The 24,406-nt window shown below is 66.4% G+C and carries 20 protein-coding genes and 4 pseudogenes; 11 read left to right on the top strand and 13 right to left on the bottom strand.

Going from position 1 to position 24,406, the window contains the following annotated elements; all coding sequences use genetic code 11:
- Positions 1–39: 39 nt before the first annotated feature.
- The 4 genes from SCAB_RS07005 to SCAB_RS43995 form a co-directional block, all read right to left on the bottom strand.
- Positions 40–852 carry a hypothetical protein gene (locus tag SCAB_RS07005; protein ID WP_012999354.1) on the bottom strand — a complete coding sequence of 271 codons (813 nt, stop codon included), beginning with the start codon at positions 850–852 and terminating at the stop codon, positions 40–42.
- Complete coding sequence (locus SCAB_RS07000) at positions 852–2,096, bottom strand: acyl-CoA dehydrogenase family protein (protein WP_041668939.1); 1,245 nt, start codon at positions 2,094–2,096, stop codon at positions 852–854. Before SCAB_RS07000 ends, SCAB_RS07005 begins: the two co-directional genes overlap by 1 nt.
- Positions 2,097–2,283: 187 nt before the next feature.
- The gene (locus SCAB_RS06995; protein ID WP_041668938.1) at positions 2,284–3,393 is read right to left on the bottom strand and encodes an LLM class flavin-dependent oxidoreductase; all 1,110 of its coding nucleotides are present in this window, start codon (positions 3,391–3,393) and stop codon (positions 2,284–2,286) included.
- A gap of 96 nt (positions 3,394–3,489) precedes the next feature.
- Positions 3,490–5,055: an SDR family oxidoreductase gene (locus tag SCAB_RS43995; RefSeq protein WP_012999351.1), complete on the bottom strand. Its 1,566-nt coding sequence runs from the start codon at positions 5,053–5,055 to the stop codon at positions 3,490–3,492.
- A 248-nt stretch (positions 5,056–5,303) separates the two neighbouring features.
- Between SCAB_RS43995 and SCAB_RS06985 the strand changes: the two genes are divergently transcribed.
- The 4 genes from SCAB_RS06985 to SCAB_RS48985 all read left to right on the top strand — a co-directional run bounded on the left by SCAB_RS06985 (position 5,304) and on the right by SCAB_RS48985 (position 7,608).
- The gene (locus tag SCAB_RS06985) at positions 5,304–5,801 is read left to right on the top strand and encodes a flavin reductase family protein (RefSeq protein WP_012999350.1); all 498 of its coding nucleotides are present in this window, start codon (positions 5,304–5,306) and stop codon (positions 5,799–5,801) included.
- Positions 5,802–5,978: 177 nt separating this feature from the next.
- Positions 5,979–6,836 (top strand): alpha/beta hydrolase, encoded by an 858-nt coding sequence (locus SCAB_RS06980; RefSeq protein ID WP_197696208.1) that lies wholly within the window; start codon positions 5,979–5,981, stop codon positions 6,834–6,836.
- A gap of 223 nt (positions 6,837–7,059) precedes the next feature.
- Entirely contained in the window at positions 7,060–7,416 is a 357-nt protein-coding gene (locus tag SCAB_RS44550) for a sugar ABC transporter substrate-binding protein (protein WP_158512228.1), read from the top strand.
- Positions 7,417–7,482: 66 nt separating this feature from the next.
- The gene (locus tag SCAB_RS48985) at positions 7,483–7,608 is read left to right on the top strand and encodes a hypothetical protein (RefSeq protein ID WP_264086509.1); all 126 of its coding nucleotides are present in this window, start codon (positions 7,483–7,485) and stop codon (positions 7,606–7,608) included.
- A gap of 269 nt (positions 7,609–7,877) precedes the next feature.
- On the opposite strand, the gene SCAB_RS43675 is transcribed toward SCAB_RS48985, so the two are convergent.
- Both SCAB_RS43675 and SCAB_RS49375 read right to left on the bottom strand, forming a co-directional pair.
- Positions 7,878–8,234, bottom strand: coding sequence for a transposase (locus SCAB_RS43675; RefSeq protein ID WP_012999348.1), 357 nt, complete (start codon positions 8,232–8,234; stop codon positions 7,878–7,880).
- 833 nt (positions 8,235–9,067) lie between these two features.
- On the bottom strand, positions 9,068–9,919 hold the full coding sequence (locus tag SCAB_RS49375) for an IS3 family transposase (RefSeq protein ID WP_012999347.1): 852 nt from the start codon (positions 9,917–9,919) through the stop codon (positions 9,068–9,070).
- A 287-nt stretch (positions 9,920–10,206) separates the two neighbouring features.
- Between SCAB_RS49375 and SCAB_RS06960 the strand changes: the two genes are divergently transcribed.
- The 3 genes and pseudogenes from SCAB_RS06960 to SCAB_RS48340 form a co-directional block, all read left to right on the top strand.
- Complete coding sequence (locus tag SCAB_RS06960; RefSeq protein WP_012999346.1) at positions 10,207–11,679, top strand: carotenoid oxygenase family protein; 1,473 nt, start codon at positions 10,207–10,209, stop codon at positions 11,677–11,679.
- A 1-nt stretch (position 11,680) separates the two neighbouring features.
- Positions 11,681–12,454: an SDR family oxidoreductase gene (locus SCAB_RS06955; protein WP_012999345.1), complete on the top strand. Its 774-nt coding sequence runs from the start codon at positions 11,681–11,683 to the stop codon at positions 12,452–12,454.
- A 228-nt stretch (positions 12,455–12,682) separates the two neighbouring features.
- Positions 12,683–12,745 (top strand): annotated as a pseudogene (locus SCAB_RS48340) (hypothetical protein); the annotation flags it as partial.
- Between the two features lie 55 nt (positions 12,746–12,800).
- On the opposite strand, the pseudogene SCAB_RS06950 reads toward SCAB_RS48340, so the two are convergent.
- The 5 genes and pseudogenes from SCAB_RS06950 to SCAB_RS06930 all read right to left on the bottom strand — a co-directional run bounded on the left by SCAB_RS06950 (position 12,801) and on the right by SCAB_RS06930 (position 20,784).
- Positions 12,801–14,039: pseudogene (locus SCAB_RS06950) on the bottom strand (RNA-guided endonuclease InsQ/TnpB family protein).
- Positions 14,040–14,317: 278 nt separating this feature from the next.
- Positions 14,318–15,850, bottom strand: a complete 1,533-nt coding sequence (locus SCAB_RS06945; RefSeq protein WP_012999342.1) for an ISL3 family transposase — start codon at positions 15,848–15,850, stop codon at positions 14,318–14,320.
- 600 nt (positions 15,851–16,450) lie between these two features.
- Complete coding sequence (locus SCAB_RS06940; protein ID WP_012999341.1) at positions 16,451–17,704, bottom strand: acyl-CoA dehydrogenase family protein; 1,254 nt, start codon at positions 17,702–17,704, stop codon at positions 16,451–16,453.
- Positions 17,705–17,843: 139 nt separating this feature from the next.
- Positions 17,844–19,130: a FadR/GntR family transcriptional regulator gene (locus tag SCAB_RS06935; RefSeq protein ID WP_012999340.1), complete on the bottom strand. Its 1,287-nt coding sequence runs from the start codon at positions 19,128–19,130 to the stop codon at positions 17,844–17,846.
- A 1-nt stretch (position 19,131) separates the two neighbouring features.
- Positions 19,132–20,784: an MFS transporter gene (locus SCAB_RS06930; RefSeq protein ID WP_012999339.1), complete on the bottom strand. Its 1,653-nt coding sequence runs from the start codon at positions 20,782–20,784 to the stop codon at positions 19,132–19,134.
- Positions 20,785–20,979: 195 nt separating this feature from the next.
- Here SCAB_RS06930 and SCAB_RS06925 point away from each other — a divergent pair, with 195 nt between their 5' ends.
- The 3 genes and pseudogenes from SCAB_RS06925 (at position 20,980) to SCAB_RS48330 (ending at position 22,790) form a co-directional block, all read left to right on the top strand.
- Positions 20,980–22,272, top strand: a complete 1,293-nt coding sequence (locus SCAB_RS06925) for a PucR family transcriptional regulator (RefSeq protein WP_046913750.1) — start codon at positions 20,980–20,982, stop codon at positions 22,270–22,272.
- 88 nt (positions 22,273–22,360) lie between these two features.
- A pseudogene (locus SCAB_RS48335) lies at positions 22,361–22,405 on the top strand (hypothetical protein); the annotation flags it as partial.
- Between the two features lie 172 nt (positions 22,406–22,577).
- Positions 22,578–22,790, top strand: a complete 213-nt coding sequence (locus tag SCAB_RS48330; protein ID WP_041668930.1) for a hypothetical protein — start codon at positions 22,578–22,580, stop codon at positions 22,788–22,790.
- Here the strand turns inward: SCAB_RS48330 and SCAB_RS46890 are convergent.
- Positions 22,741–23,286, bottom strand: coding sequence for a hypothetical protein (locus SCAB_RS46890; RefSeq protein WP_158512227.1), 546 nt, complete (start codon positions 23,284–23,286; stop codon positions 22,741–22,743). The two genes, SCAB_RS48330 and SCAB_RS46890, sit on opposite strands and share 50 nt — an antisense overlap.
- 180 nt (positions 23,287–23,466) lie before the next feature.
- On the opposite strand from SCAB_RS46890, the pseudogene SCAB_RS48325 reads away from it, so the two are divergent.
- A pseudogene (locus SCAB_RS48325) lies at positions 23,467–23,895 on the top strand (IS110 family transposase); the annotation flags it as partial.
- A 156-nt stretch (positions 23,896–24,051) separates the two neighbouring features.
- On the opposite strand, the gene SCAB_RS48320 reads toward SCAB_RS48325, so the two are convergent.
- The gene (locus SCAB_RS48320; RefSeq protein ID WP_012999335.1) at positions 24,052–24,360 is read right to left on the bottom strand and encodes a hypothetical protein; all 309 of its coding nucleotides are present in this window, start codon (positions 24,358–24,360) and stop codon (positions 24,052–24,054) included.
- Positions 24,361–24,406: the final 46 nt, after the last annotated feature.

Raw genomic sequence — 24,406 nt, 5'->3', positions numbered from 1 at the left:
TGCGTTTCGTCAGCCACTGCCACTCTCTCCATCCTGCCGCTACCAACCCGAGGAGGCCTTCAATGGAAGGATCTCCCGGATCTCGTCGATGATCCGAATCTCACCATCCACCACCTTGAAGACTCCCAGCATGTACATGGCTCCAGCGTCAGGCCGCGGGTGGTCCGGGATGGGGTGAAAGTCGACCACCACAAAGCTCGCCGCCACGCCCAACTCTGTGTCGAGCACCGGAAATCGGCGCTCACGTGCGTGCGGGCGCGCCGCACGGGTGTCGTTGAGCGCGGACGCACAAGTGTGAACCTTGGCGTCGGGCGACAGAAGCGTACGCAATGTATTCGTCGTCTTGGCGCCGTTGTCGAACTTGTCGCACCGGTAGTTGAAGCGCGGAATCGTCCCGTCGCTCTGCTCCAATCCCTCCCAATATGAATTGGCCGCTGCGCGCAGTCCCTCTCGATCGACGCGGCGGTCGGCCGGAACTACTGCTGAATAAATGATGTCGGGCTTCAGAAGGCGGGCAGCGTCGGCGAAATGCCCTTGGGAATCGGAACTGACGATCGCTTCGGCTTCGAGAATCAGCTGTCCACGCACCTGAATACGTTGCGCGAAAGGCTGGGGCTGGCCGCCTTCGAATGTGACCACGCCCATGCAGACCGCCTGGCCGGTGAGCGGATCGGCGAAGCTGATGATCCCTCCGAATTGCGGCGCCCGACGCCACAGCCCGTGGCCGATCTCCACGAGTGCACCGTTCTCGGTGCTGCGGAAGTCAGTATGGAATCCGAGCGTCTCAGGTGCGCCACTGGACAGCGCGGACAGATAGGCGGCGAGAAGGCCGGTCAGATCATTTGAGTCCATCACGATATACCTACAGGGGAGTGACCGAAATGAACGCGACCATAGTTGATCGCAGCGCTGTCGGACTGATGCGCGAGATGGCCGCGCAGCACGCCGACATTGCGCCAGTACCGGCCCAGCAACGCATCCTTCCTCGCGGCCGAAGAGCCCACTGTCCGGAACATGATGTCGACTGCCTCGTGCGCGAGATGGACGCTTTGCAGCATGACCATCGCCAGGCGCCGGCTGTCGTCTTCCGAACATGGTTCGCCTGTCGTGAACGTTCGTTCCGCGATCTCCATGTAGTCGGCCGCGGTTTGTAGCAGCGCGGCTCGCGCCGTATCGACCAGGGCGCGGCAACGTCCGAAGTTGAATTGGTACTCGGCCAGATCGGCACGTGAGGCCCCGGCCGGGCCGGTCGCCTTCCGCGCCCGGAAGGTCTCCTCGTAGACATCGAGTGCGCCTTCTGCGGCACCGACGATCACTGCGACGGACTCGGTGATGATGAAGGGCCGAGCGGGGCCGTAGAAGAGCGAACTGTCGCGGTAGGCCTCGGCAGGGGGCATTGCCGCTGTCTGCGGGTACGGCTTGGTCCGGTGCGCCGGCACGAAGACCTCGTTCATCACGGCGCGGTGGGACCCCGTGCCCTGCATACCGATCACGTCCCAGTTCCGCACGATCTCGTAGTCGGCGCGTTCGAACAGCCCCATCCGCAAGGGCGAGTCACCCGGCCGAGGGTCGTCGACCTGGAATGTCAGCAGGATGTGCGTGGCGTGAGCGCACCCAGATGCGTAGTCCCACGCACCGCTCACCCGAAAGCCTCCCGGCACCGCCACACCGGTCCCCTGCGGGGCGGCCACCTCCGGCGCTCGGAAATCGCCGAGGGCGCCGTACGCCTCCCGCTGGGCATCGAGGGGGAAAGTAGCGAGCTGGTGCACGTGTCCCGACACGATGGAGAGCACCCAGGCGGTTTCCGGACAGCCGCGCGCCACCGCCGTGACAAGGCGGACGAAGGTCGGCAGGTCGAAGCCGTAGCCACCGAACAGACGCGGCTGGATCACACGGTAGAAGCCCGCCTCCACCATGTCCCGGTTGGTCTCCGCCAGGATGTTTCCCGCCGCCTCCGTCTCCGCCTGGCGGTCGCGAAGATGACCGAGCATCTCCTCGGCACGCAGGATCAGTGCCCCTGGGGACAGATCGGGCTCCGGAGGCGCGATCGAAATGAATGGTGCCGTGCGCTGCTGCGCGCGCATCGGAGCGGTCATGATGTGCCTCTCCTTGTTGAATGGCTGCGGCGAGTGGCCGCGGATCAGCAGCGAGTGCTGCGGTGTGGGCACACGGGGCCCGACAACGACTGGTTGTGGGCGATGGTCGGCTGTCGCGAGCGCTACCTGGCGACACGACGAGCCACGGTGTGACCGCGTCCCAGGCGGCCGACCATCACGCGAGCGATCAGGAGGTTTGAAGCTCGCGAGACAGGCCGTCGAGAGTGCCCTCGCAGGGCCAGCTCTTGACCTCCGGCAGGCACTTGTCGGCGAACAGACGCATGTTCCGCTTGGCTTCCTCGCGCGGCATGCCGCCGAAGTGGAAGTGCGGGAAGAATCCCTGCAGGTTCAGGTCCGCATTGATCCGCTCGAGCGCTTCGATCACCTCGGTCGGGTTCCCGGCCGGCATCACCTTTGCCGTGTTCTCGGCCATCTCCTCGATCTTCTCGGGCGAGATCCGCATCTTCGCGTAGAACTCGTTGCCCTTGGTCGTCCCGAAGCTCTCCTCGGCCATGCCGTAGTTCTTCACCGCGGCGCGGAAGTTCACCCGGTGGTACTTGATGGACATCTCCTTGGCGCGGTCGCTGCTCTCGTCGACGAAGATGGTGCCCGACAGCATCGGCGCGGGGGCCGAACGTCGCGCACTGTGCGTCTCCCCCCACACCTGGTGGTAGGTGTCGACGTCGACGCCGAGGTTGGCGCGTGGCTCCGGATTGATGATCAGGACGCCGATACCCAGCTCGGCAACGGTCCGAACCGATTCCGGCGAGCCTGCCGATCCGAATATGCGTCCCTCGAAACTTCTGAACGGCCGCGGACGCAGCTCGCGGCGAGGTTGCTTCGTGCGCTCGCCGCCTTCGATGACACCCGTTTCGAGCGCGGTGATGATCAGCTCGGCGTGCTCTCGATAGAGTTGACGGGTCTGGTTGATGTCGACCCGCAGACCGTCGTACTCCATCTTCCCGAGACCACGGCCGAAGCCGAGCAACAGCCGACCCTCCGTGACGTTGTCGAGCCACAGCGCCTGCTCGGCGACGCGCACCGGGTCGTTCCACGGCAGCACCACGACCTGCGTTCCGAGCTTCACTTGCTTGGTCCTGCCCGCGAGATACGCGAGCGACTGCAACGGTGAGGGAGAGATGGAGTAGTTGGAGAAGTGATGCTCCGTCACCCAGATGGACTCGAAGCCAAGGCCCTCTGCCTCGACCGCCATGTCGAGGTCTTCCTTGAGGAACTGCCTGTCATCGACCTCGTTCCCGCTCTGGTGCTGAAAACCAGTCGCGATACCTACATGCATCCTTCGCTCCTTCTGATCGGCCTGCGCGAGCACACTCCCAGACCGACCGTGCCGATTTGATCGTAACTTGTCACCATGTGAGAATGGAAGATGTTGTTACCCTGTGTTCTGAGGCGCCGAGCTTGAGGACTGGTCCGGCGCCTTCGTGCCTTCCGCCTCCAGGCGGTAGACCTCCCCCATCGGGCCGAGCGGGGGCAGCGCGAGATCCGACGGGGTCCGGGCGAGAGCCTCCAGCCACGGATCGAACACGCTCGTTATGCGCTCATCGGTCGCCGACGAGGGGAGGGCGTAGAGCGGCCCGTCACGCAGTGCCTCATGGATTCGTTTCGCAAGAACCGCTTCTTCCTCGTCCTCGTGAGTGAGGACGAGTGTCACCGCCAAACCCGTCGCGAGGAGTTCCGCCCGGAGCCCCTCGGTGAGGCCGACCAGGCTGCGGCCAAGCACCGAGTCCGCGCATCTGGCACTGTCGGCAAAAAGTGCGGTCGTCGGCAGAACGACCGCGACGCCTGCGCCGCCGGGGGACGCGACACGACCGGGAGCGAGCCCTCGGATGATGGTGAAACAACGCCGCAGGGCCTGATGCACTTGCGCCGTCCAGTCGACCGAACGTGAGCCCCCGGGGCTCTGTGGAGCGATGGCAAGCACCAGCGGCGCGGCATCCGAAGGGTCGCCCAGCTGCTCCGGCTCCTCCATCACTGTGTCGACCATCTTCATGTCGAGCACGTCCACCTGGCAGCCGAGAGCCGTCAGAGCGCGCCCCGCACGCGTCGCCCCCACGGGTTCAGCCAGAACGACCCTCTCGAGTCGGCTGGTCTTCCGTGCAGGAGTGGCGAGCCGGACGGCCCGCATGAGTGCATCGCGTCGCATCGTGACGACCGGTGCGATGCCGCCGTCGGTGAACACCATCGGCGCGTCTTCGTCGATCGCATCGAGCACTCGCTTGCCGACGTCGCGAGGGTCGGCGCCTTTCGACAGCAGCTCGCGAGCCGCATGCTGCACCCTCGCGCGCTCGATGTCGTCGCCCCGCAGGCCGCTGTCGCGATACGCCGCGGGACGCATCGTTTCATGGTCGTGAATGTTCGTATTCACCGCGGACGGGCACAGCGTCGTCACCCCGATGCCCTCCGCCGACAACTCCGTGCGCAGGCAGTCCATCACCGCGATCACGCCGAACTTCGCCGAGGAGTAGACACCGCCGTCGCTCGCCACCATGAGCCCGCCGGCGGAGGAGGTCGCCACGACATGACCGCCCGCGCCTCGTGCGCGCATGACGGGCAGCACGGTCTCCAATCCATTGGTGACCCCTTCCAGGTTGACTCCCATCAGCCACTCCCAGTCGGCCGGCCTGCTGCGCAGGATCGTCCCCAGAACACCGATGCCGGCGTTCAGGCAGAGGACGTCGACAGCGCCGAAACGGTCGCCAGTCGCCTCGACGGCATCGAGCCAGGCCTGCCTGTCGGTGACATCCAGCTGACGCGGCATCAGCCGGCTTCCGTGGCGGCGCAGGTGGTCCTGGGCATGAGCGAGGTGGTCGTCCCGCACATCGGCCACGACCACATTCATCCCCCGGTCGAGGAGTGCTTCGGCAATGCCGAGGCCGATGCCGCTGGCACCTCCGGTGATGAGCGCCGTATTGCCCGGCACCGCGGAGTGGGTGCGCATGTCCGCACTCCTCGGTCGCTTGTCCCTCGCGCCTTCCCCTGCGCCGACCCCGCGTCGTACCTCATCGCCCATGTCTTGGACGCTACCACGAAGCGACATGCATTGCCTCATCGTGAAAATCTATGTATGTTTTGGCAAGCCGGAGTGAGGTGTATCACGGTCAGGCGACCCCAAAAGGAACATCGGCGGGAAACGGCGAGCCCGCGCTTCGGCTCGCGCAAGCCGACTCCGACAGAGAGGACGAAGCGATGACGATGAACCCGGCAGACTTCCGAGCCGCCATGAGTCACCACCCGACGGCCGTCTGCGTGATCACGACAACCACCAGCGAAGGCAAGGCAGTCGGGATGACCGTCGGCACCTTCACCTCGGTGTCCCTGGATCCACCGCTGGTCGGCTTCTTTCCGGACAAGAAGTCCACGAGTTGGCCGCGCATCGCCCAGACCGGTCGGTTCTGCGTCAACCTCCTGGCCGACAACCAGGAGGATGTGTGCCGCACATTCGCCGGGCGAGGACCCGACAAGTTCGCGGATGTCGTGCACCGCTTCTCCGAGCACGGCCTGCCCCTGGTGGACGGCGCGGTGGCCTACATCGAGTGTTCGATCCAAAGCGTCGCCGAGGCCGGCGACCACTACTTGGTACTCGGCGAAGTGGACGCCATGACAGTCGGCCGCTCCGCTTCGCCGCTCATATTCCACAAGGGCACCTACGCGCAAGTCGCCCCCACCGCGCGCCAAGTCGCTTGAGCCATCCTCCCCGACGCGCGGCGATCCCCTGACAACGAGGTGCTACGACGCCCGCCCGCGTCGACCGTGTGAAGCCGGGAGCAAGACACCATGGAAAGAGGACACGTGCCGCAGTTTCGAGCAGACGCCTTCGGCCCTGGCGCCGTTCCCGGGGATGTGGCCGCCCACAACGCGGCCATGGCCCGGCAATTCGGCGATCCTCCAGACATCTGGGACGTCGGCATCGACCGAGCACGCAGCGGCGGCTTCATGCCGCTGCCACCGGTCTCACCTCGTGCGTTCGACATCCAGATCGCCGACCGCCTGTCTCTGCACGTGGTCCCGAGCGCTCGTCCCCGGGCCGTGCTGCTGCACATCCACGGCGGCGGCTTCATACTCGGCGGTGCGGCGCACCAGGATGCCCTCCTGGAGAGGATGGCGGATGCGGTCGGAGCGACATGCGTCAGTGTCGAATACCGGCTGGCACCCGAGAATCCGTACCCGGCCGCATGGGACGACTGTGAAGAAGCCGCTCAATGGCTGCTGAAGCACGCAGGGGAGCGATTCGGAGCCGAGACCCTCCTCATCGCAGGCGAGTCCGCGGGCGCGTTGCTGGCCGTGGCGACCCTTCAGCGCCTGCGCAACCGCGGCCTAGCGGAACGTTTCCGCGGGGCAGCACTCAGTTTCGGGGTCTACGACTCGACGATGACACCGAGCCAGACGCGCGCACGCACAGGAACGCTCAAGGCCGCGAGTATCGCGAGAATCGTCGATGCCTATGCTCCCGACATCTCCCGACGTCGCGACGCGGACCTGTCACCGCTGTACGGCGACCTCAGCGAGATGCCGCCGGCGCTGTTCACCGTGGGCACACTCGATGCCATGCTCGACGATTCGATGTTCATGTACTGCCGCTGGCTCGCTGCCGGCGGCCGTGCCGAACTCGCGCTCTACCCAGGAGCGGACCACGCTTTCACCGAGACCGCGCATCCCTCGGCGAGTGAGGCCAACGCGCGTATCGATCAATTCCTGACGTCGTGCATCGAGTCGCACTGACCGCCGGCATCCTGCCTCGCCTTCTTGCTCATCTGCCCTCTCACCTTCCGCACCGACTCAGGGACATCGCCAAGAGGATCGTTCCGTTCCAGGACAGGGCCGCGCAGCATCGCACATGCGTCGAGAGCGGCGGGAGAGACGGACCTGCCGGCCGACCAGTCCTCCGGACAACGGGTGGGGGTGGCGGCGCGCACACGTCGGCCTCGTCGCAGGCGTGGGCGCAATGGGACTGCTCCTGGCTGCTTGTGGTTCATCGACCGGCTCCAGCAGCGAGTCGCCCAAGACAGTCGTCTTCTCGCCGCCGTCGCTTTCGATCGCTCAGATGAAGTCGATGGCTTCCGCACTCAAAACGGAGGCCCGTCCCGACGGCTGGAAGGCCGTGAACCAGGACCCGAACGCGGACGCTCAGGAGCAGGCAGGGCAGCTGAGCGCGGTCGTCTCCTCCGGCTCGGCGGGCGCACTGTTCATCGTCGCGATCTCGACGTCTTCGTTCAGACAGGTCGTGCGCGACGCGCAGGCCAAGGGCATCCCGGTGGTGACCACCGCTACGCCGGCGGACCACGGATTTGACGGCCCCTAGCCCGGCATCACCTTCGACGCCATCGACTACAAGGCGTACGGGGAGGCTGTCGGCCGAGAACTCGGCATGTGCATCAACGAGAGGCTCGGGGGCAAGGTCGAGGTGGTGCGGGGCCTCCCGGTGGTCGGCTCGGGTGGCAAGGAGGAGATGGTGCAGGCGGCAGCCCCGGGGGGCCGCCTGCGGGCCGGATGACGGTGAGACAGGACGGTCAGGCTGATGCTGGTGTGAGGGCGACTTGGTGGCCGAGGTTGCGGGTTTTGCGGCCGGGGTCAAGGTGGCGGCGGTGCCAGTCGGCGCCGAGCGCCTGGTAGGAGGCGTCCGGGTCGTTGATCAGGTGCCGGGCGATGACGAGTGTCGAGCGGCGACGGCGACCAGAGCTTTGGCATGGCCGCGGCGTCTTGTCGATGCGCCGGTCGCGGGCGCCGAGGAAGGTGTCGGTGCGGGCGGCGGCGTTGGCGGCCTCACCGAGAGCGCCCTTTGGCCAGGGGGTACCCGGCCCGGCCGGCCCCGAGGTGTTCTTCGCGTTGGACGGACCGGATCGTGCGAGGGCACAACTTGGCCCAGGACACCAGACGTTCAAGGGTGGGGAAGCGGCTCGTGTCGGCGCCGATCTCGGCGAGGAGGATCCGCGCGGTGGCCAGCCCGATGCCGGGAACGGCGTCCAGCTTCTCGGGCAGAGTCCGCGCACTGAGCGCGGCGGCCTCGTCCCCGGTGCTTGTGCTGCCTGGCGGGGTGGTGATCTCCTCCAACGTCCGGGCGATCAGCCGGTCGAGTTCGTCGATCTGCGCGGTGAGGTGATCGACGGTGGACTGCGGCACCCTCAGCAGCCGGGCCGTGGTCTTCGAACTGTCCGGTCAGGGCTTCGATGAGGGCCGGCTTCTTCTTGTCCAGCTTGCTCTCGGCGAGGTCGGCCAGGGTGCGCGGGTTGCGTTCCCCGGCGACCATCGCGTCGAGCATGGCCCGCCCGGACATGACGAACAGGTCCGAGACAACGCCGGACAGTTTGATCTGCACGTCCTGCAGGGCCTTGCCGACGCGGGTGCTTGTGCCGGGTACGTTCCCGGACGAACACGGTGCGGGTGCGGGTGAAGTCCCGCAGCTGTCGCACCGGCTTCGGTGGGACGACGAGGCGCGGACCATGCCGCGTTCGGCGAGTTTGGCCAGCCGGACCGCGTCCAGCCTGTCGGTCTTCGGGCGTCCGGGGACGTTCTTCACGTCACGGGCGTTGACGAGCCAGCAGTCCAGGCCGCTGGCTCGAGCAGATAGAAGAACGGGCGCCAGTACGAGCCTGTCGCTTCCATGACCACCCGCTCGACGCGCTGGCACACAAGCCGGTCGCCGAGTTCGAGGATTCGACGGGGACCGGCGCCTCCGGCACCACCCCGGACGCCCGCATACAGGCAAGCAGCGGCACGACGGCACGCGGAGTCGTCCTCTTACGGCAGTTGTGCCGACGCTCGGCGAGGAACTCCTCGATCACCTGGTCTGTCAGGGCTGCCGGTTGCAGAGAGCCAGCGGCCCGGTCACCACCACTCGCGACGGATCACGCTCATACATGACTGCCCTCCCAACCGGGCTTCCACCAGTCAGGCAGGCCGAGCCGCCGCAGGCGACCCCTGCGTCATTCCGATCGATCTACTGCTTGCCACCTCTACCTGCACGGTCTGTGCCAGACCGGGATAACGCGAAGCTCGGAACAGTACGAGCATCTGCCCCGCAGTTCGGAGTCGCGGGTGTACTGGGCGATGATCGCGGTGATACTGCGCCGGCTGACCGCTGGCCGCCCAGCTCGACGAACTAAGCCACCTCGAAAGCCTCCCAACCGCAAGGCCAGCGCACCCACCGAACTTGGGGCGTGGCCATCGAAGGGTGTGATCGCGATCTTGGTGGTGTCGTCCGTGTGGTAGCCCCAGTTGCGCGCGAGGGACTGATTCTCAATCTGCACGGTCCTGTTGCCGGGCGAAGCCGCCGCTGACCCCGAACATGGCCCGGCAGCGAGCGAAATCGTCCTCGCACGTGTCGACGAGCGCCTGAGCCCACCGCGGTCCGTCCCCGAACTGCTTGTCGTACGTGTAGATGAGTTCGTGCTCTGGGCCAGAATCTCGATCGCCGCGCCGCGCCTCCCTCGTCCCGGGGCAGCCCCCCGTGACAGCCCAGCCCAGTGAGTCTCCCACCGCTTCGTGCCCTCCGGCAGGGGCGCACAGGGGAGGTCCTCGAGTGCGCTCTGGCTGGACAGACCCTTGAGTGAGGCTCCCCCCGTCATGCGGGAGGTGCTGATCAGCTGGTCAGCAGGGGTTGATGGGGGGGTGTTCAGATTCGTTGGTTCGGCCGTCGCCTGCTCGGCGCAGTGTTTCTCCTCGAACTCGATCGGGCTGAGGAATCCGAGCCGTTCCTGGATGCGGCGGGAGTCACAGAAGCCGTCGGTGTATTCGAAGAGCGCGATGTTGGCCTCAGCCCTCGCGGTGAAGGTGCGGCCGCGGATGCATTCAGTTTTGATGAGCATTCAGAGTCGCAGCTCCGCCTCCGTGGCCACCTGTGCGGCCCACCCGACCGGGCCCGGTCCGAGCACCGCCCGGGCGGCGGTCACCGGCTCCTCCTCGAGCGGTTCGCGTTGTGGTTGCCACCACAAACACCGGGCGGTTCATTGTCGTCCGGGACCGAGTGCGTGCAGGGGCCCAGCCGCTTGACTCTATCCAACGAGACCGGGCCGGGCCGCGACCGGACGACCGGACGCACGCCCCGCTTCGCCGCCCCTCGGCGGGGTCCCCGACGCAGTGGAAGGAATGCTGGATGCAGCAGATCAGGTTTCCGCAGAACGAGTTCCAGAGCTTCGAGGCGCCCATGCGCGCGGAGGTCGACATCCGAGGACTGGAAGTAGTTCAGGGCGAGGTTCCGGAGCATCTCGACGGCGGCTTCTACCGACTGCTCGGCGATCGCCAGTGGCCTTCCTTCATCGAAAACGACATCTTCCTGCTGAACGAAGATGGCATGGCCTCATGCCTGCGCATCTCGAACGGCCGCGTGGACTTCCGGACACGGTATGTCAAAACTCCGCGATTCGTTGCCGAGGAGCAGGCCGGCCGGGCACTTTTCGGCGCGTACCGCAACCCGCTCACCGACGACCCGTCAGTGCAAGGCGTCCGCCGCGGAACAGCCAACGTGACCATGCTCTCGCACGCCGGCAAGTTCTTCGCCCTCAAGGAGGACAGCCCGCCGGTCGAGATGGATCCCTTCACCCTGGAGACGATCGGGGAGTACACCTTCGGCGGAGACTTCACGTCCGAAGCCTTCACCGCCCATCCGAAGATCGACCCGCGCACCGGCGAACTGGTGTTCTACGGCTACTGCGCGAAGGGCCCGGCCACGAAAGATATCGCATACTACGAGGCGGACCGGACCGGGAAGATCATCCACGAGACCTGGTTCGAAGCACCATACACCTGCATGGTGCACGACATCATGGTGACCGAAAACTACGTGGTGTTCCCTATTACGCCGCTGCGTCACGAATACGAATGGCTGGAGAAGCGCGAGCCGGCGTTCAAGTACGACACCGGCGAGCAGGTGCACCTTGGTGTACTGCCGCGCAAGGGCACCGCAGATCAGATTCGCTGGTTCGTCGGCCCCAACCAGTGTCACGGGCACACCGTGGGCGCCTATGACGACGGTCGCTACATCTACGCCGACAACACGCTGAGTGTCCGCAGCTTCTTCCCGTTCTTCCCCAACGCCGACGGTTCGCCGTTCGACCCGGAAGACACGAAACCCTACATGAAGCGCTGGGTCATCGACATGGGTAGCGAGGGCGACACTTTCACGGAGCGTCAGCTGCTGCAGTATCCCTGCGAACTCCCGCGCATCGATACCCGTTTCGAGACCCAGCCCTACAGCTTCTGTGCGCTGAACCTTCTCGATGTGCCCGGTCAGGATCGGGTCGGCGGCGGGTGGCAGTGGATCGCGACCATGGATGTCACCGGAAAGAAGCCGACCCGGATTCGCTATGCTGGCGACAACTGCTCGATCAGCGAGCCCCAGTTCGTTCCGGCGCACGACGGGGCTGCCGAAGGCGAAGGCTATGTCCTCGTTGTCGTCGGACGACACGAGGAAATGCGCAGCGAGTTCCTGATCCTCGACGCGCAGAATATCGACGGCCCGCCGATCGCGACCGTCGCGTTGCCGATGCGCGTGCGCAGCACGGGCCACGGATTTTGGTATGGGAAGCGTCAACTGATGGGCGAGACGCATCTTCTCGGGGCGAACTGACATGCCGCGCCTCGCCGGAAAAGTTGCGCTCGTCACCGGTGCCAGCCGGGGTATCGGCCGCGCCATCGCCTGTCGCCTCGCCGCCGATGGCGCCTTCGTCGTCATCCACTACGGGAAAAGTGAAGAAGGCGCCCGAGAAACACTCGCCATGATAGAAGCGGAAGGCGGGAGTGGCTGCATCGTACAGGCCGATCTCGGCAAGCCGGCTCAGTCCGTCATTCCCATGTTCGAGGCTATCGACGGTGAGTTGATGGGGCGGCAGTCCGGCAAGGACCTGGATATCTTGGTCAACAACGCCGGGCAGATGGTTATCGGAACCATCGAAACCATTACCGAAGCGCAGTTCGACGATGCCTTCACTGTGGATGTGAAGGCGCCATTCTTCATCACCCAGGCTGCGCTGGCGCGGTTGCGCGACGGCGGGCGCATCATCAACATCTCGTCCGGCACCGCGCGTGTCGTCAATCCCGGGGTGATCGCCTATGCCATGGCAAAAGGTGTGCTCGAGGTCTTCAGTAAGACCCTGGCGCTGCATCTCGGTCAGCGCCAGATCACCGTTAACACGGTGGCCCCCGGACCAACGGGCACCGAGGAGTTTCTGAGAATGTCGGCGGGCGACCCCGGTTTCGTGAAGCAGGCAGCAGCGCAATCCGCGCTGGGACGTATCGGCACGCCCGAGGAGATCGCAGACATCGTGGCCTTCGTCGCGAGTGGTGAATCCAGTTGGATCACCGGACAGGTCATCGACGCGACTGGTGGAACCTTCCTCGGGTAGGCGACGATTAGGTGGAGCGTGGTGCAATGACCGAACCGACGAACGGAGCCGAATCGTCCGGAGAAAGCGAAGTCGTCAGCAAATCCGGTGTGGCGGTCGGCCGACGTAGGGAACGTCCATAGATGGCCGGAGCGCCATGAACTAGAAGTCACCCGCACCTGCATCGTGGCTGGGGGCCGGTATGCCCCTGGCCACCTCGGTGAGTTCACCCAGCACCTGCCGTTCGAGATGGTCGACGAGGCGCTGGCCGCGACGAAGACCACCCAGTCCCGGCTGCGCGCTTTGCCTTCTCATGTGGTGGTCTACCTGCTGCTGGCCGCCTGTCTGTTTCGTCAACGACCCGGGATTAAAGTCCCGGGCTTGCACAAAGGGCACCAGTGGCTGTGGCGCTGCGTTTGCGTCCTGTCCCACGCCTCGGTTGCGGGGGTGGGCCTGGGGCGGTTGACTGCGCCCCGCGTCGCCACAACTCCCACGCTCTGGCACGGATGTTGCGGGAGGCGTTCCGGTCCGCGTGATCAACGAATCCGCAGGACCGGCACGCGAACCAGGCCTGGGAGACCCGGTTCGCCTTGTCCACATGCCCGCACTCGGCGCAGGTGCGGGAGGTGTACGCCGGATCAACGTACACCACCGGCACCCCCGCTTTTCGGGCCTTGTACGCGATGAACTTCCCCAGCTGGGCGAAGGCCCAACTGGTATGTGTGGCCCGTTGGGGCTTGCGAAGCCGTACCCGTTCGCGGATGCCTGTCAGGTTCTCCAGGGCGATTCCGCGACCGGTGCGTTCTGCCTCGGCCACCACATGTTTCGCGATCTTGTGGTTGATGTCCTTGGCCCGCCGTGCTTCCTTGCGCCGCCGTTTCTTCAGGCGGCGCTTGGCGGACGGGGTGTTCTTCTTCTGGAGCTTGCCACGCAGAGTCCGTTCCCGGGCACGGATGCGGTTGAGCTCGCGTCCGGCCATGATCTCGCCGTCGGATGTGGTGGCGATGTTGACGATGCCCAGGTCGATGCCAAGGAAGTCATGCGGTTCGGTGTTCGGCGGGGCTTCGGGCACCTCGCAGGTGGCGTTCAGGAACCACATGCCGTCCCGGTACAGCAGGTCCGATTCGCCCTTTCGGTACAGGGTCAAGGTGGCCAACTGCTCCGGTGCAGCGGTGAACGCGACGTCCTTGACCCGTCCGCGCACGGTCCAGATCGAGATCCGCCGCTCGGGAACCTGCCAGGACAGCATCCGGTCGTCGTACGGCTGCGCCCCTTGCGGACGGAAGGCGATCGGTTTCTCAGTGGCCCGGCGGTAGCGCTTCGAGCCGCGCGTGCCGAGGTTCCCGGCCTTGAGGTTGGCCTTGAGCGTGGCGTACGCATCGCACGTCTATTTCACGACGTGCTGGGCGGCCTGCGCGCCCAGTCCCCAGCGAGCCTTGATCTCGCCATAGGTGTGCTCGCGCAGCGCGAAGTTCCGCTTCACATCCTTCTCGAACGCGATGTTGCCGACCCAGGTGGCCGCCTCGTTGCAGGCGCGCAGGGTCGCCTCAAGTGCCGTCGCCTGCTCCGGCGTCGGCAACAGCCTGACCTGCACCACCAGCTTCACGATCACCCAACGTACACACCCGTACGACACCCCACCGCACGTTCACCCCTCATCACCCGACCGGCTGAACCCCGACACCGTGTGCGCAGCACCGGCTCCGCCGGACACGACTCTCGGCCGCTCCGCGGTCGAGCATGCACAGGCGGTACCGCGGCGCTCCGCGCCGCGACCACGAGGATGCGATTCCTCCCAGGGCTGAAGTCCTGGGGTCCTCGCAAGAATCCGCTGAAGTCGGGTACTGCGGTGCGTGGCGCAAGCTGACCGCCGCGCTGGAGGGCCTACCGATCGCCACACCCACGGCTGGCGGGTTGTCCCAAGCCCGCCGGGCGCTCCGATGATAGCGATGGTCGGTTCTTGCCTTGGTCCAGCGCCGCCTCCGGCGGCGTGAAGATCATGGCTGTGAGCGCAGGGGCGGCAGGTCGCTGCCCTCGGCGGCCTTGATCCAGCGGGGTAGGAGGTGGCCGTCGAGGTTCTTCATCATCGTGGCGAACGACGCGATATGCCGTCAGGTCGGCGAGTTCGGGGCAGCGGGCCATGATGTGCTTGAGGCGGAGATGCTGACCGGAGCTGAGGTTGTCGGGGTGGCGGGTGAGCCAGCCGGTGACCTGCCGGACGGTGGGCGCCTCGGATCGCTTCGGCGTCGGCGCTTCGGCCGACCGCAGAGGTTCGAGCCAGCGCCGGACACTGCGGCTGGTCCCGCGATAGCCGCGCTGCTGGATCTCGCGGAACAGCCGTCCGCTGTCGGTGCAGCCTTCCTGCCAGCGCATGTTGAGGCACTTGGCCCAGGGTTGCAGCATCTTGCGGCTCTGCCGGGGCGGCGCAAGCAGTCCCTCCACCGTGGTCGCGTGGGCGTACTTGCGGATGGTCTTGCGGTCCATCCGCAGGGTCTTGGAGATCACGTCGATGGCGACGCCCTTGTCGTACATCTCGCGCACCGCGGCGAAGTGACGCCGGGTGTTCGCCGCTCGCTTTCCCTCGATCGCCGGCGGTCCGGCGAAGGGTTCCACGACCGCGTCCTGGACCTCGTCTTCCGGTGGCGTGAGGCAGCGCCGGTGGGCGAGGACGCACTTCTCGACCGTCTTGCACAGGTTGAGCCAGAGATGGAACCTGTCCGCGATTTGGACCGCGTCGGGCGCGGCCGTGCGCACCGCCTCCGCATACGCGCTGGCCCTGTCTCTGCACACGATCTCCGCTCCGGGGTGCTGCCGTAGCCAGGCGGGGAAGGTCTCGGCGGTGCGGTCCGGCAGCACGTCCACCGGACGGCCCTTCTCGATGTCGATCAGCACGGTCCCGTAGACGTGGCCACGTTTGAGGGCGAAGTCGTCGACACCCAGCACCCTCGGACTCCGATCCGGTGGCTCCGCCGGCAGTGCCCGGAGGCGGCCGAGCAGGGTATTCGCGCTGACGCGGCAGTGCAGCATCGCCGCGAGGCGGGCCCCGGCCCGCCCGGCCAGGAACCTGCCGATCACCGCCAGCATCGCCTGCTGTGACTGGCTGCGGCGCCTGTATCGGAAGGTCAGACCCTCGACCTGCTCGGCGAAGGTCCGGCGCGGACACGACGACGCCTCGCACCGAAACCGGCGGACCGTCAGATAGATCGTCACCGGACGTCCCCCGACGGCGACATCGGCAAGCCTGCGCCGGTAACGGTCGTGCACACGACGGGAGTTGGCCGTACAAGTCGGGCACGACGCGGTCTCCGCGACCGTCGTAGCGGTGATCGTCAGTGTCGTGCCGACGAGTTGGAGGTCAGTCGCGGCCACGGATGCCAAGTGCGGCAGCTGCAGGTCAAGTATCTGATCACGTAACACGCACCCCATGATCAATCTGATGCATGGTCGCTCTGGGCGATCCCGAAATATTGATCAGAGCCGTTCAAAGTGACCATTGACACGAGTGGCCGACGAGCGGCTTCCGCGGCTGGCCGAATCGGTCCGCGACGCTGCCGACGAGATCACCACCGCGCTCGCCCGCGGAAATTCAGCACGCTCTCGACGCATCCACGTGCCGCCGACTCGACGGCGGAACCAAATCTGGCGACGACGCTGCCACGGGTGATGCTGCTCCACGAGTGGACCCATCCCACCTCGCACGCCGGTTCACCCGGTTCGTCCGGCTCGAGGTCATGCTCACGGACGTTGTCACGACCCGGATCGGGAACGACCCGGCGCGTGCCGAGCTGATCGCCGGAGCCGCGAAAGCCGGTCACATGGCCGCCGGCTACCAGCCCGACGTCGATCCCAACGGCATCATCTCGCGTATCTCATCGATGATCCGCAGCTCACCATCGACGGCCTTGAACAAGCCGAGCAGGTACATCGACCCGGCGTCAGGTCGAGGATGGCCCGGGATGGGTGAAAGTCGACCACGGCGAAGCTTCCGGCCACCCCGGGGCAGCAGTCCTGCGCTCGTCAGGCGATGCCTACCGGGGGCAGCCCGAAGTGCGTGCGCCCGAAGTTGATGGCGGCGCTGTCCACCTGATGCGCAACATGGCCCCGCATCACGCATATGTTGCGCCAGTAGCGACCGAGCATGCTGTCCTTTCGTGCTGCGGAACTGCCGGCGGTCCGGAAGATGATGTCTGCCGCCTGATGCGCGAGTTCGATACCTTGCAAGAGGACCAGCGTGATGCGTCGCTCGACCTCATCCGAGCAGGGTTCATTCGTCGCCTGGATTTCGTCCGCAACCTTCATGAAATCGGCAGACGCCTGAAGCAGCGCGGCCCGCGCGGTGTCCACCAAGGCCCGGCACTTCCCGAAATTCAGCTGGTACTCCGAAAGCTCGTAACGGGAGACCTTGATCGGTCCAGCTGGCCTGCGGACGCGGAACCCCTCCTCATAGAGGTCCAGCGCGCCCTCGGCCGCGCCGATGACCACCGATGCCGACTCCGCGATGGTGAACGGCCGGAAGGGTCCGTGAAAGAGCGGGCTGTCCTCGTAGAACGCCGGCGGCAGAAGAGTGTGCCGCATCTCCATAGCGCCGGGGTAGGGCTTCGTCCGGTGCTCCGGAACGAAGATTTCGTCAAGCGTGACGCGATCCGACCCCGTTCCCTGCATCCCGATCGTGTTCCAATTACGGACGATCTCGTAGTCCCGGCGATCGAACAAGCCCATGCGTACCGAGTCGACGTTCGGCTGCGGCTCGTCCACCACGAATACCAGCAGGATATGGGTACCGTGCTCGCTGCCCGACGCGTAGTCCCATGCGCCGCTCACCCGGTATCCGCCCGGCACCGCGACACCCACGCCTTGCCGCGCTGCGACCTCAGGTGCCCGGAAATCGCCGACGTGGCCATAGGCGTCGAGTTGAGCAGCCAGGGGATAGGTCGACAACTGGTAGACATGGCCAAGGGTCAGCGAGAGCACCCAGGCAGTCTCGGGGCAGCCGCGCGAGATCGCCGCGATCATCCGCACGTAGGTCGGCAGATCGAAGCCGTAGCCACCGAAGGCCTTCGGCTGGACGACCCGGTAGAAACCGGCGTCCACCAACGCCTGGTTCGTTTCGACGGAGATGTTCCCCTCCGCCTCTGTCGCGTCCTGCCGCGAGCGCAACATGTCGCACATCGACTCGGCTCGACGGATCAACTCTTCGGGATCGAGATCGGGCTCGGGCGGCGCGATCCTGGGGATGGACTGAAGTTCCTGGGCCGGCATCGCGGAGGTCATCGTTTCCTCACTTTCATGGGCTGCGTGTGGTCAGGGCCTCTGCCGCGCGCATCGCCTCGGCGGTGTGTCGACGGTGCACATGCTCGCAGTCTTAGCGGGACAGCTGGCAGGCATTTCCATGTCTTTCGCAACTTTCCGCTCAGAGAAGTGAGCGAATCACGTTCGAGAATGTCTCAACCCGCGCCCGCTGGGCGCTTCGTGCCGCTTGCGGGTCATTTTTCCGGAACGCTGCCAGGACGGGCCGGGTCAGCGGAAGGTACAACTGGTTCATGATACTGAGAACGGAAATTCTCTCGGGGATTCTGGCCGGAGGATAGCCTCGCAAGCTTTGGGTAAGGATATCCAACAACGGATTGTCGACCGCTTCCAGCGCCGCTTCCTCGACGGCGAAAATTGAGGCGAGTCCCGTATTCGCCCCCTGATCCAGCGCCCGGCGTAAACTGCTGAGCGCGGTGGCGATCTGCTGACAGGTCGTCGGGGTTGCCCGCTCAGCGGCCAGCGCAACCATTTCGACGCTCAGCAGCCGGAAGATACGCATGACGATGTCGGGATGGATCCCGCTACTGGCGAGGAGACAGGCGACCAGCCGCGCGACGGCACCGGCACGAGGTGTCCTGCTCACGAGACCACGCCCACGGCCACAGTAGGTTTCCGCGGCACCTGCGCTCTCCAGGATGCGGACCGCCTGGCGGAACGCGCCCCGATCGACGCCATAGCGGAAGCAGAGATCCTCTTCCGAGCCGAGGCGATGGCCCTGCACCCACTGTTCCGCGGTGCATTCCCGCAGAATGCGTTCGGTGATCTGACCCGCTCGTGAGCGGTTCAGGACCTCCGGCGCGAACAGTACGGTTGGATTGCCCGGGATCGCTCCGTTTCCGGACATCATCTGGCGGATCGCACCGAGCACGTCATCGAATAGGTCGAGTGCGACGGAAACTTGCCCGACGATGAGATCAGCGTCGTTGCGGACGTCGTCGGACAGTCCGTTGCGGACGCGTTGGATTGCTTCTTCGGCCTCGACCAGCTGCGGTTCCGTCGTTCCGAAGAAGAGCACGAAACCCATCAGGAATTTGGCCGTACGAGTGTGGTCGACTTCGCGGACCCGAAGCCCGCTGTTCGGCCCGCTGGGGCCGCGCACCATGCGGGCCGTGCCGCGCACCTCGAGAATGCGCACCGCCTCGCGGACCACGGCGCGACCGACACCGTATCTCTCCGCGAGTTCGACCTCGGATCCCAACGACGCGTCCTGCGGCCAACCGCGCGCGATGAGATCCTCCTCGACAAGGCGGGCGATCCGGCAGGCTCCCTTTTCGTCAGCCCCGCCCCACTCGTCGATCACGTCGGCCAGCAGACTTGCATCGTGGACGGCGGAAGACATCGCAGCAGCCGGAAGGCCAGAATGATGCCTGCGTAGCACCTCGGGCATGTCAGCTACTCCCCTCGAGAACAGGGGAATCGTTCTGCTGGCGGGGGCTGTCGACGTAGCGGTAGGTGGGAAGGAATAGGGAGCCGATGAACCCGACGGTAATCACGCCTGCGACGATCGCCATGGGCACCGCGTAGCCACCGGCGAGATCGTGGCCGAGTCCAAGAAGGACCGGCCCGATTCCCATGCTGATCGTGAGGGCCGCGAGAGCGCCGCCAAGTATTTCGGAGCTCGCCTTCATGCCGCAATAGCGGGTCACCAGGAGGGGTACGAGGCCGGTGATGCTGCTGTACGTGAGCCCGAGCAGCGCCATGCCCGTCAGCAGGCCGGGGGTGCCTCCCAGGAAGAGCAGCGCCATGCCGATCGGCGACAGGAGCAGGAACGCGGCGACGATCTTCGGACTTGGCACCCGATCCATGACGAACCCGCCGACCAACGGTCCTACGGGGCCGACGAGCGAGTACAGAGACAGGGCGAAAGTGGCGGTGTCCGGACTGACGCCCTGTCCGGTCGTCCACGCGACGATGTGGTTCGTGACGGCCACCAGCCCTGCGATCACCAGGCAGTTCGAGCCGATGACCATGAGGAACGCCCGGGATCGCAGTGCCTGGGAGCCGGTCAGTCCCTCATCTCTCGACAGCGCGGGACCGGCCCCATGCCGGGCAGGCGCCTCGCGAATCAGCAGGATGGAAACCGGGATCGTCACCGCGGCGGCGACGACGGCGAGCATGCGGTACGCGGCGCGCCAGCCGTCGGCCTCGATCAGGCCCGCAGAGACCGGCACGGCCACGGCGGTCGCGATGGCGGGCACCCCGCTCAGCACCAGCCCGAGAGCGAGGCCCCGGTTCTTGTCGAACCAGCCACTGATGACCTTGGCATAGGAAATGGGCCCCGCGATCGTGGCGCCGAGCGCCATCAGGAGCGCAACCAGATACATCGCCGCGGGTTGGCCACCGATGAGTGACAGCGAGAAGAAGCCCGCACACCAGAGCACGAGCCCGAAGGGCAAGGTGCGGCGCACGCCGTAACGATCGATGAGCCGACCGACGAACGGGCCGACGACGGCGCCTGCCAAGCCGACCAGCAGGGACGCCTGAGGATAGAGCGACAAACTCCAGCCGAATTCGTCGGACACCGGCTTCAGGAAGACCGGAAAGGTTCCTATGAACAGCGGGATGATGCCGAATCCGATGCAGATTCCGCAACCGATGGCCGCCACCGCGGCAGTACGTGCGTTTCGTCCTTCCTTCGGCGAGGCCGGGGTGCTCACCGGGACTCCAGGCACTGGACGAGCAATCGATCGATCCGCGCATTCGCTGCGCCCGCCGAGGGGTGGGGTGTCTCGATGAATGCGTGATCCGCCCCCGGATAAATCGCTGGTTCGGCGCGCACGCCGGCGGCAATACCGTGTCCGGAAGTCCACGCGGCCGTCCGGGATGCGCAGGCATGAGGCCATGCCATCTTCGTTCAGCAGGAAGATGTCGTTTTCGATGAAGGATGGCCACTGGCGATCGCCGAGCAGTCGGTAGAAGCCGCCGTCGAGATGCTCCGGAACCTCGCCCTGAACTACTTCCAGTCCTCGGATGTCGATCTCCGCGCGCAGGGGCGCCTCGAAGCTCTGGAACTCGTTCTGCGGAAATCTGATCTGCTGCATCCTGCATTCCTTCCACCGCGTCGGGGACCCCGTCGAGGGGCGGCGAAGCGGGGCGGGCGTCCGGTCGCGGCTCGGCCCGGTTTCGTTGGATAGAGTCAAGGGGCTGGGCCCCTGCACGCACTCGGTCCCGGACGACAATGAACCGCCCGGTGTTTGTGGTGGCAACCACAAAGGGAACCGCTCGAGGAGGAGCCGGTGGCCGCACGATGGGTGCTCGATCTTCGGCCCGGGCCCACGCAACCGCCGGTGACGCCCTGCTGCCCGGCGCCGACGGTGACCGCCGCCCGGGAGGTGCTCGGACCGGGCCCGGTCGGGTGGGCCGCACAGGTGGCCAGGGAGGCGGAGCTGCGAGTCGTCGAGCTCGTGCCGGAGATGGCCGGTTCCACCTCCATCGACACCGTCCGACGGCCCGCGGAGGCGTGTATCCTCGCCATCCTCATCGCCCTGCACGCCGACACCCCCGGCGAGGCGGTCGCGACTCCGCAGCTGGCGCTCGACGGCAACCGCGACAGCGTGCACCGCGGCGTCGCCCTGGACCGGGTGCTCCACGCGATGTGGATCTCGCACGTGCACCACTACGAGCGACTGCTCGAGTTCCTCGACCAGACCCTGCCTCCGCACGAGCTCGCTGGCACGGTGCGCCGGGTGACCGAGCTTTCCTTCGCCTACGTGGAGGCATTCACGGCGCGGTTCAGCGCCGAGTACACCGCGGAGCGGGAGGCGTGGCTGGGCAGCCTCGCCGCAACGAGGCGTCAGGTCATCGAGGACATCATTGCGGGTGTCCCCATATCGGTGCGCGATCCGGAGCTGGTGCTCGGCCTCGACCTGTCGCGTCACCACCGGGCCGCCGTGCTCTGGACCGAGGACGATGCGGGGACCGACTCCGCCCACACCCTCCACCGGCTCGCGGGCCGCCTCGCCGACGCCGCGGATGCCGGCCGACCGCTGGTGGTGCGCCCCGGCGGGACCTCGCTGTGGCTGTGGATGAGCTGGGCCGCGCCGCCGGAGCAGCGGCTCGCCGAGCGGCTGCGCGGCGCCGTCGACGCCCCGCACGGTATCCGAGCCGCCCTCGGCCCGCTCGACGCCGGCATTGACGGGTTCCGCCGCAGCCACCTCGGCGCCCTTGAGGTCCGCCGCGTCGCTGCAGCCTCCACCCGACGGTCGTCGTGGCTCGCCGACCATGACGAACTCGAGGTGATCGCCCTGCTCACGGCGAACCCCGAACACGCCCGCTGGTTTGTCCACCGCCAGCTCGGTGCGCTGGCCACGGACGACGACCGCTCGGCGGAGCTACGCGAGACGTTGCGGCTCTACCTGGCATTCGAGCGCAGCCGCACGGCCGCCGCCCAAGTGCTGCACGTCGCCCCGAACACCGTCGGCTACCGTGTCCGGCAGGCCGAGGCCATCCTCGGTACCGACCTGGCCAAGGACCCGCTCCGGATCGGGCTCGCGCTAGAGATCTACGACTATCTGAATCCTGAAAAATAGATAGAACATCCTGCATCGCGGGCGTAGTTCGATCATCGGGCTACCGGGGGGGAAACTCGACCGCGGACCGGCCCTGGACATCCTCGGCATGCTCACCGACGACCGGCCGGTGGTCTCCGAGGCCGAAGTGGCCGGGCGACCGGGCACGTCGCGGTCCACGGCCTACCGCTACCTGCGGAGCCTGGTCGCTGACGACCCGGCGCCCGAGTTCTGCCCCGCTCAGCCGTCAGCTGTCCGTGCACCTCGCGTCGAACTCCCAGCCATGCAAGGGCGCCGACCGCGCTGGCCGTGGACTGTGGATCGAGATGGCCGAGATCGCCGCACGGAAGGTCGGCGCCGGCGACGCCGAGCTGATCGACGCTCCGCAGCACCTCGGCACGACAGAGCCGATCTCGAACGTCGCACCGATCGAGCGGGTACTGCAGCGCCTCGCGCAGAACGCATTGCTGTCCATCCTCGTGGACGGTGTCAAGGCGTACGACCACACGCGAGGAGCTCTCCGCACGATCCACCCTTGATGTCGTTCTGGCGATCCGGGACGGCGACGCCCAGGAAGCCGCACGCCTGCAGTCCGTGAAACGGGATGTGTTCGACAGGTGCCGCCAAGCCGTCGTCGTGAGCAGGGTGTCCGGCGACCTGCCGGTCTGACGTCAGGGGCCTGAGCCCGCATCCCAGCCGTTGCCGGCGCCGAAGCTGAGCGGGACTATGAGCGGCGAGGGGCGTGTCGCCGTTCTGAATGAACAGCGGGAACGCTGTCACGAGACCCTTTTCCTCGTCGAACACGATCGGCCGGTGTGGCCACACCTTCCACAGATCGGCGAAGAGACCCGAATCGATCTGCTCGGCGGTGCCGCGTACGCTCTTTCCCTCCATGAGGATTCGCATCCGCTCACGCTCGTCCGCGGGTGTGTTCTGCGGCAGCAGGGGCTCGGGTGGCGCCGCGTTGCCGGTGGTGCGCAGGCCGGTCTCATGCCGCACACAGTCGGTCGCAATCGGGGCGCGGCGGCTGTCCACACTCGTCAGCGCGTCGAAATAGGAGTTGGCCTCGCGCTTTCGCGAGTGAGCTTGTCCGGGTCTTGATCAAATATGCGGAGAGTGCTCCTGACCTGACCCTATGAGGGCTGGGGCTTCCCCTTGTGGTGCGTTCGGAGCACCCTGCTGTGGGGGAGCCGAGTCCGGGTCAGGAGGCCCGCGATGCAGGCTTACGTCGGGATCGATGTGCATCGCCGCCGGCCGCAGATCGCCGTGATGGACGAGAGCGGCCGGACGGCGGTGAACCGGAACGTCCCCAACGGGCGCGAGACGGTGCTGGGAGTGATCGGTGACCTGCCGGTGGGCACGCTGGTGGTGTTCGAGGCCGCGTATGGCTGGGGCTGGCTGATCGAGTTGCTCCAGGACTACGGCTTCGAGCCGCATCTGGCCCACCCGTTGCAGTGCAAAGCGATCGCTGCGGCCCGGTTGAAGAACGACAAGGTTGACGCGGCCACCCTGGCCCACCTGCTGCGCACGGATCTGCTGCCCGAGGCTTGGATCGCGCCGCCGGACATCCGCGAGCAGCGGGCCGTGCTGCGCCACCGAGCACAGCTCGTGCGGCTGCGCACCTTGTTGCGTAACCGCATCCACGCGGTTTTGGCCGATCACGGCTGCGACCGCGGGGCCAACTGCTTCAGTGGCGTGGGCCGGGAGTGGCTTCAGACGCTGCCGCTGCCGGAGGGGGCCCGGCGGACGGTGGCCGACCGGCTGGAGGTCATCGACGCACTGCAGGCCGTCATCGACCGGCTAGGCCGTGTTTTGGATCGCGCGGGCGGCCATCCACTTGGTGAGGTCGCCCGCGATCCGGTCGATACGGTTCTCGCTGCTCACGTGATGCTCGCGGCGAGCGGCGTCGCGGCGGACGATTTCGTAGCCGCCCTCGTCCAGGACCGCGACGGAGGCGAACCATGCGGGATCGTCCTGGTCGGGCTGGATGACGACAAACGTGTTGTCCTGGTCGTTGAGCTCGCCGATCAGCTCGAACAACGCGTCCTCGGACGGGTCATCGACGTGGTCGCCGTTCTCGCTGTCTGCGCAGTAGTACCTGGCGGCCACTGGACCTCTCCCCACCGTGCGCTGTCGCTTCCGGCGTCAGCATGGC

Origin of the sequence: Streptomyces scabiei 87.22 (genome assembly GCF_000091305.1) — a bacterium.
Classification (GTDB): Bacteria; Actinomycetota; Actinomycetes; order Streptomycetales; family Streptomycetaceae; genus Streptomyces; species Streptomyces scabiei.
The sequence above is the reverse complement of the archived record's forward strand: the minus strand, read 5'-3'. Positions and strand labels throughout refer to the sequence as shown.

Bases quoted from the DNA above. Each gene is read 5' to 3' on its own strand.
- SCAB_RS07005 (WP_012999354.1), bottom strand. From the start codon at position 852: ATGGACTCAAATGATCTGACCGGCCTTCTCGCCGCCTATCTGTCCGCG.
- SCAB_RS07000 (WP_041668939.1), bottom strand. From the start codon at position 2,096: ATGACCGCTCCGATGCGCGCGCAGCAGCGCACGGCACCATTCATTTCG.
- SCAB_RS06995 (WP_041668938.1), bottom strand. From the start codon at position 3,393: ATGCATGTAGGTATCGCGACTGGTTTTCAGCACCAGAGCGGGAACGAG.
- SCAB_RS43995 (WP_012999351.1), bottom strand. From the start codon at position 5,055: ATGCGCACCCACTCCGCGGTGCCGGGCAATACGGCGCTCATCACCGGA.
- SCAB_RS06985 (WP_012999350.1), top strand. From the start codon at position 5,304: ATGACGATGAACCCGGCAGACTTCCGAGCCGCCATGAGTCACCACCCG.
- SCAB_RS06980 (WP_197696208.1), top strand. From the start codon at position 5,979: ATGGCCCGGCAATTCGGCGATCCTCCAGACATCTGGGACGTCGGCATC.
- SCAB_RS44550 (WP_158512228.1), top strand. From the start codon at position 7,060: ATGGGACTGCTCCTGGCTGCTTGTGGTTCATCGACCGGCTCCAGCAGC.
- SCAB_RS48985 (WP_264086509.1), top strand. From the start codon at position 7,483: ATGTGCATCAACGAGAGGCTCGGGGGCAAGGTCGAGGTGGTGCGGGGC.
- SCAB_RS49375 (WP_012999347.1), bottom strand. From the start codon at position 9,919: ATGCTCATCAAAACTGAATGCATCCGCGGCCGCACCTTCACCGCGAGG.
- SCAB_RS06960 (WP_012999346.1), top strand. From the start codon at position 10,207: ATGCAGCAGATCAGGTTTCCGCAGAACGAGTTCCAGAGCTTCGAGGCG.
- SCAB_RS06955 (WP_012999345.1), top strand. From the start codon at position 11,681: ATGCCGCGCCTCGCCGGAAAAGTTGCGCTCGTCACCGGTGCCAGCCGG.
- SCAB_RS06940 (WP_012999341.1), bottom strand. From the start codon at position 17,704: ATGACCTCCGCGATGCCGGCCCAGGAACTTCAGTCCATCCCCAGGATC.
- SCAB_RS06935 (WP_012999340.1), bottom strand. From the start codon at position 19,130: ATGCCCGAGGTGCTACGCAGGCATCATTCTGGCCTTCCGGCTGCTGCG.
- SCAB_RS06930 (WP_012999339.1), bottom strand. From the start codon at position 20,784: ATGCAGCAGATCAGATTTCCGCAGAACGAGTTCCAGAGCTTCGAGGCG.
- SCAB_RS48330 (WP_041668930.1), top strand. From the start codon at position 22,578: ATGGCCGAGATCGCCGCACGGAAGGTCGGCGCCGGCGACGCCGAGCTG.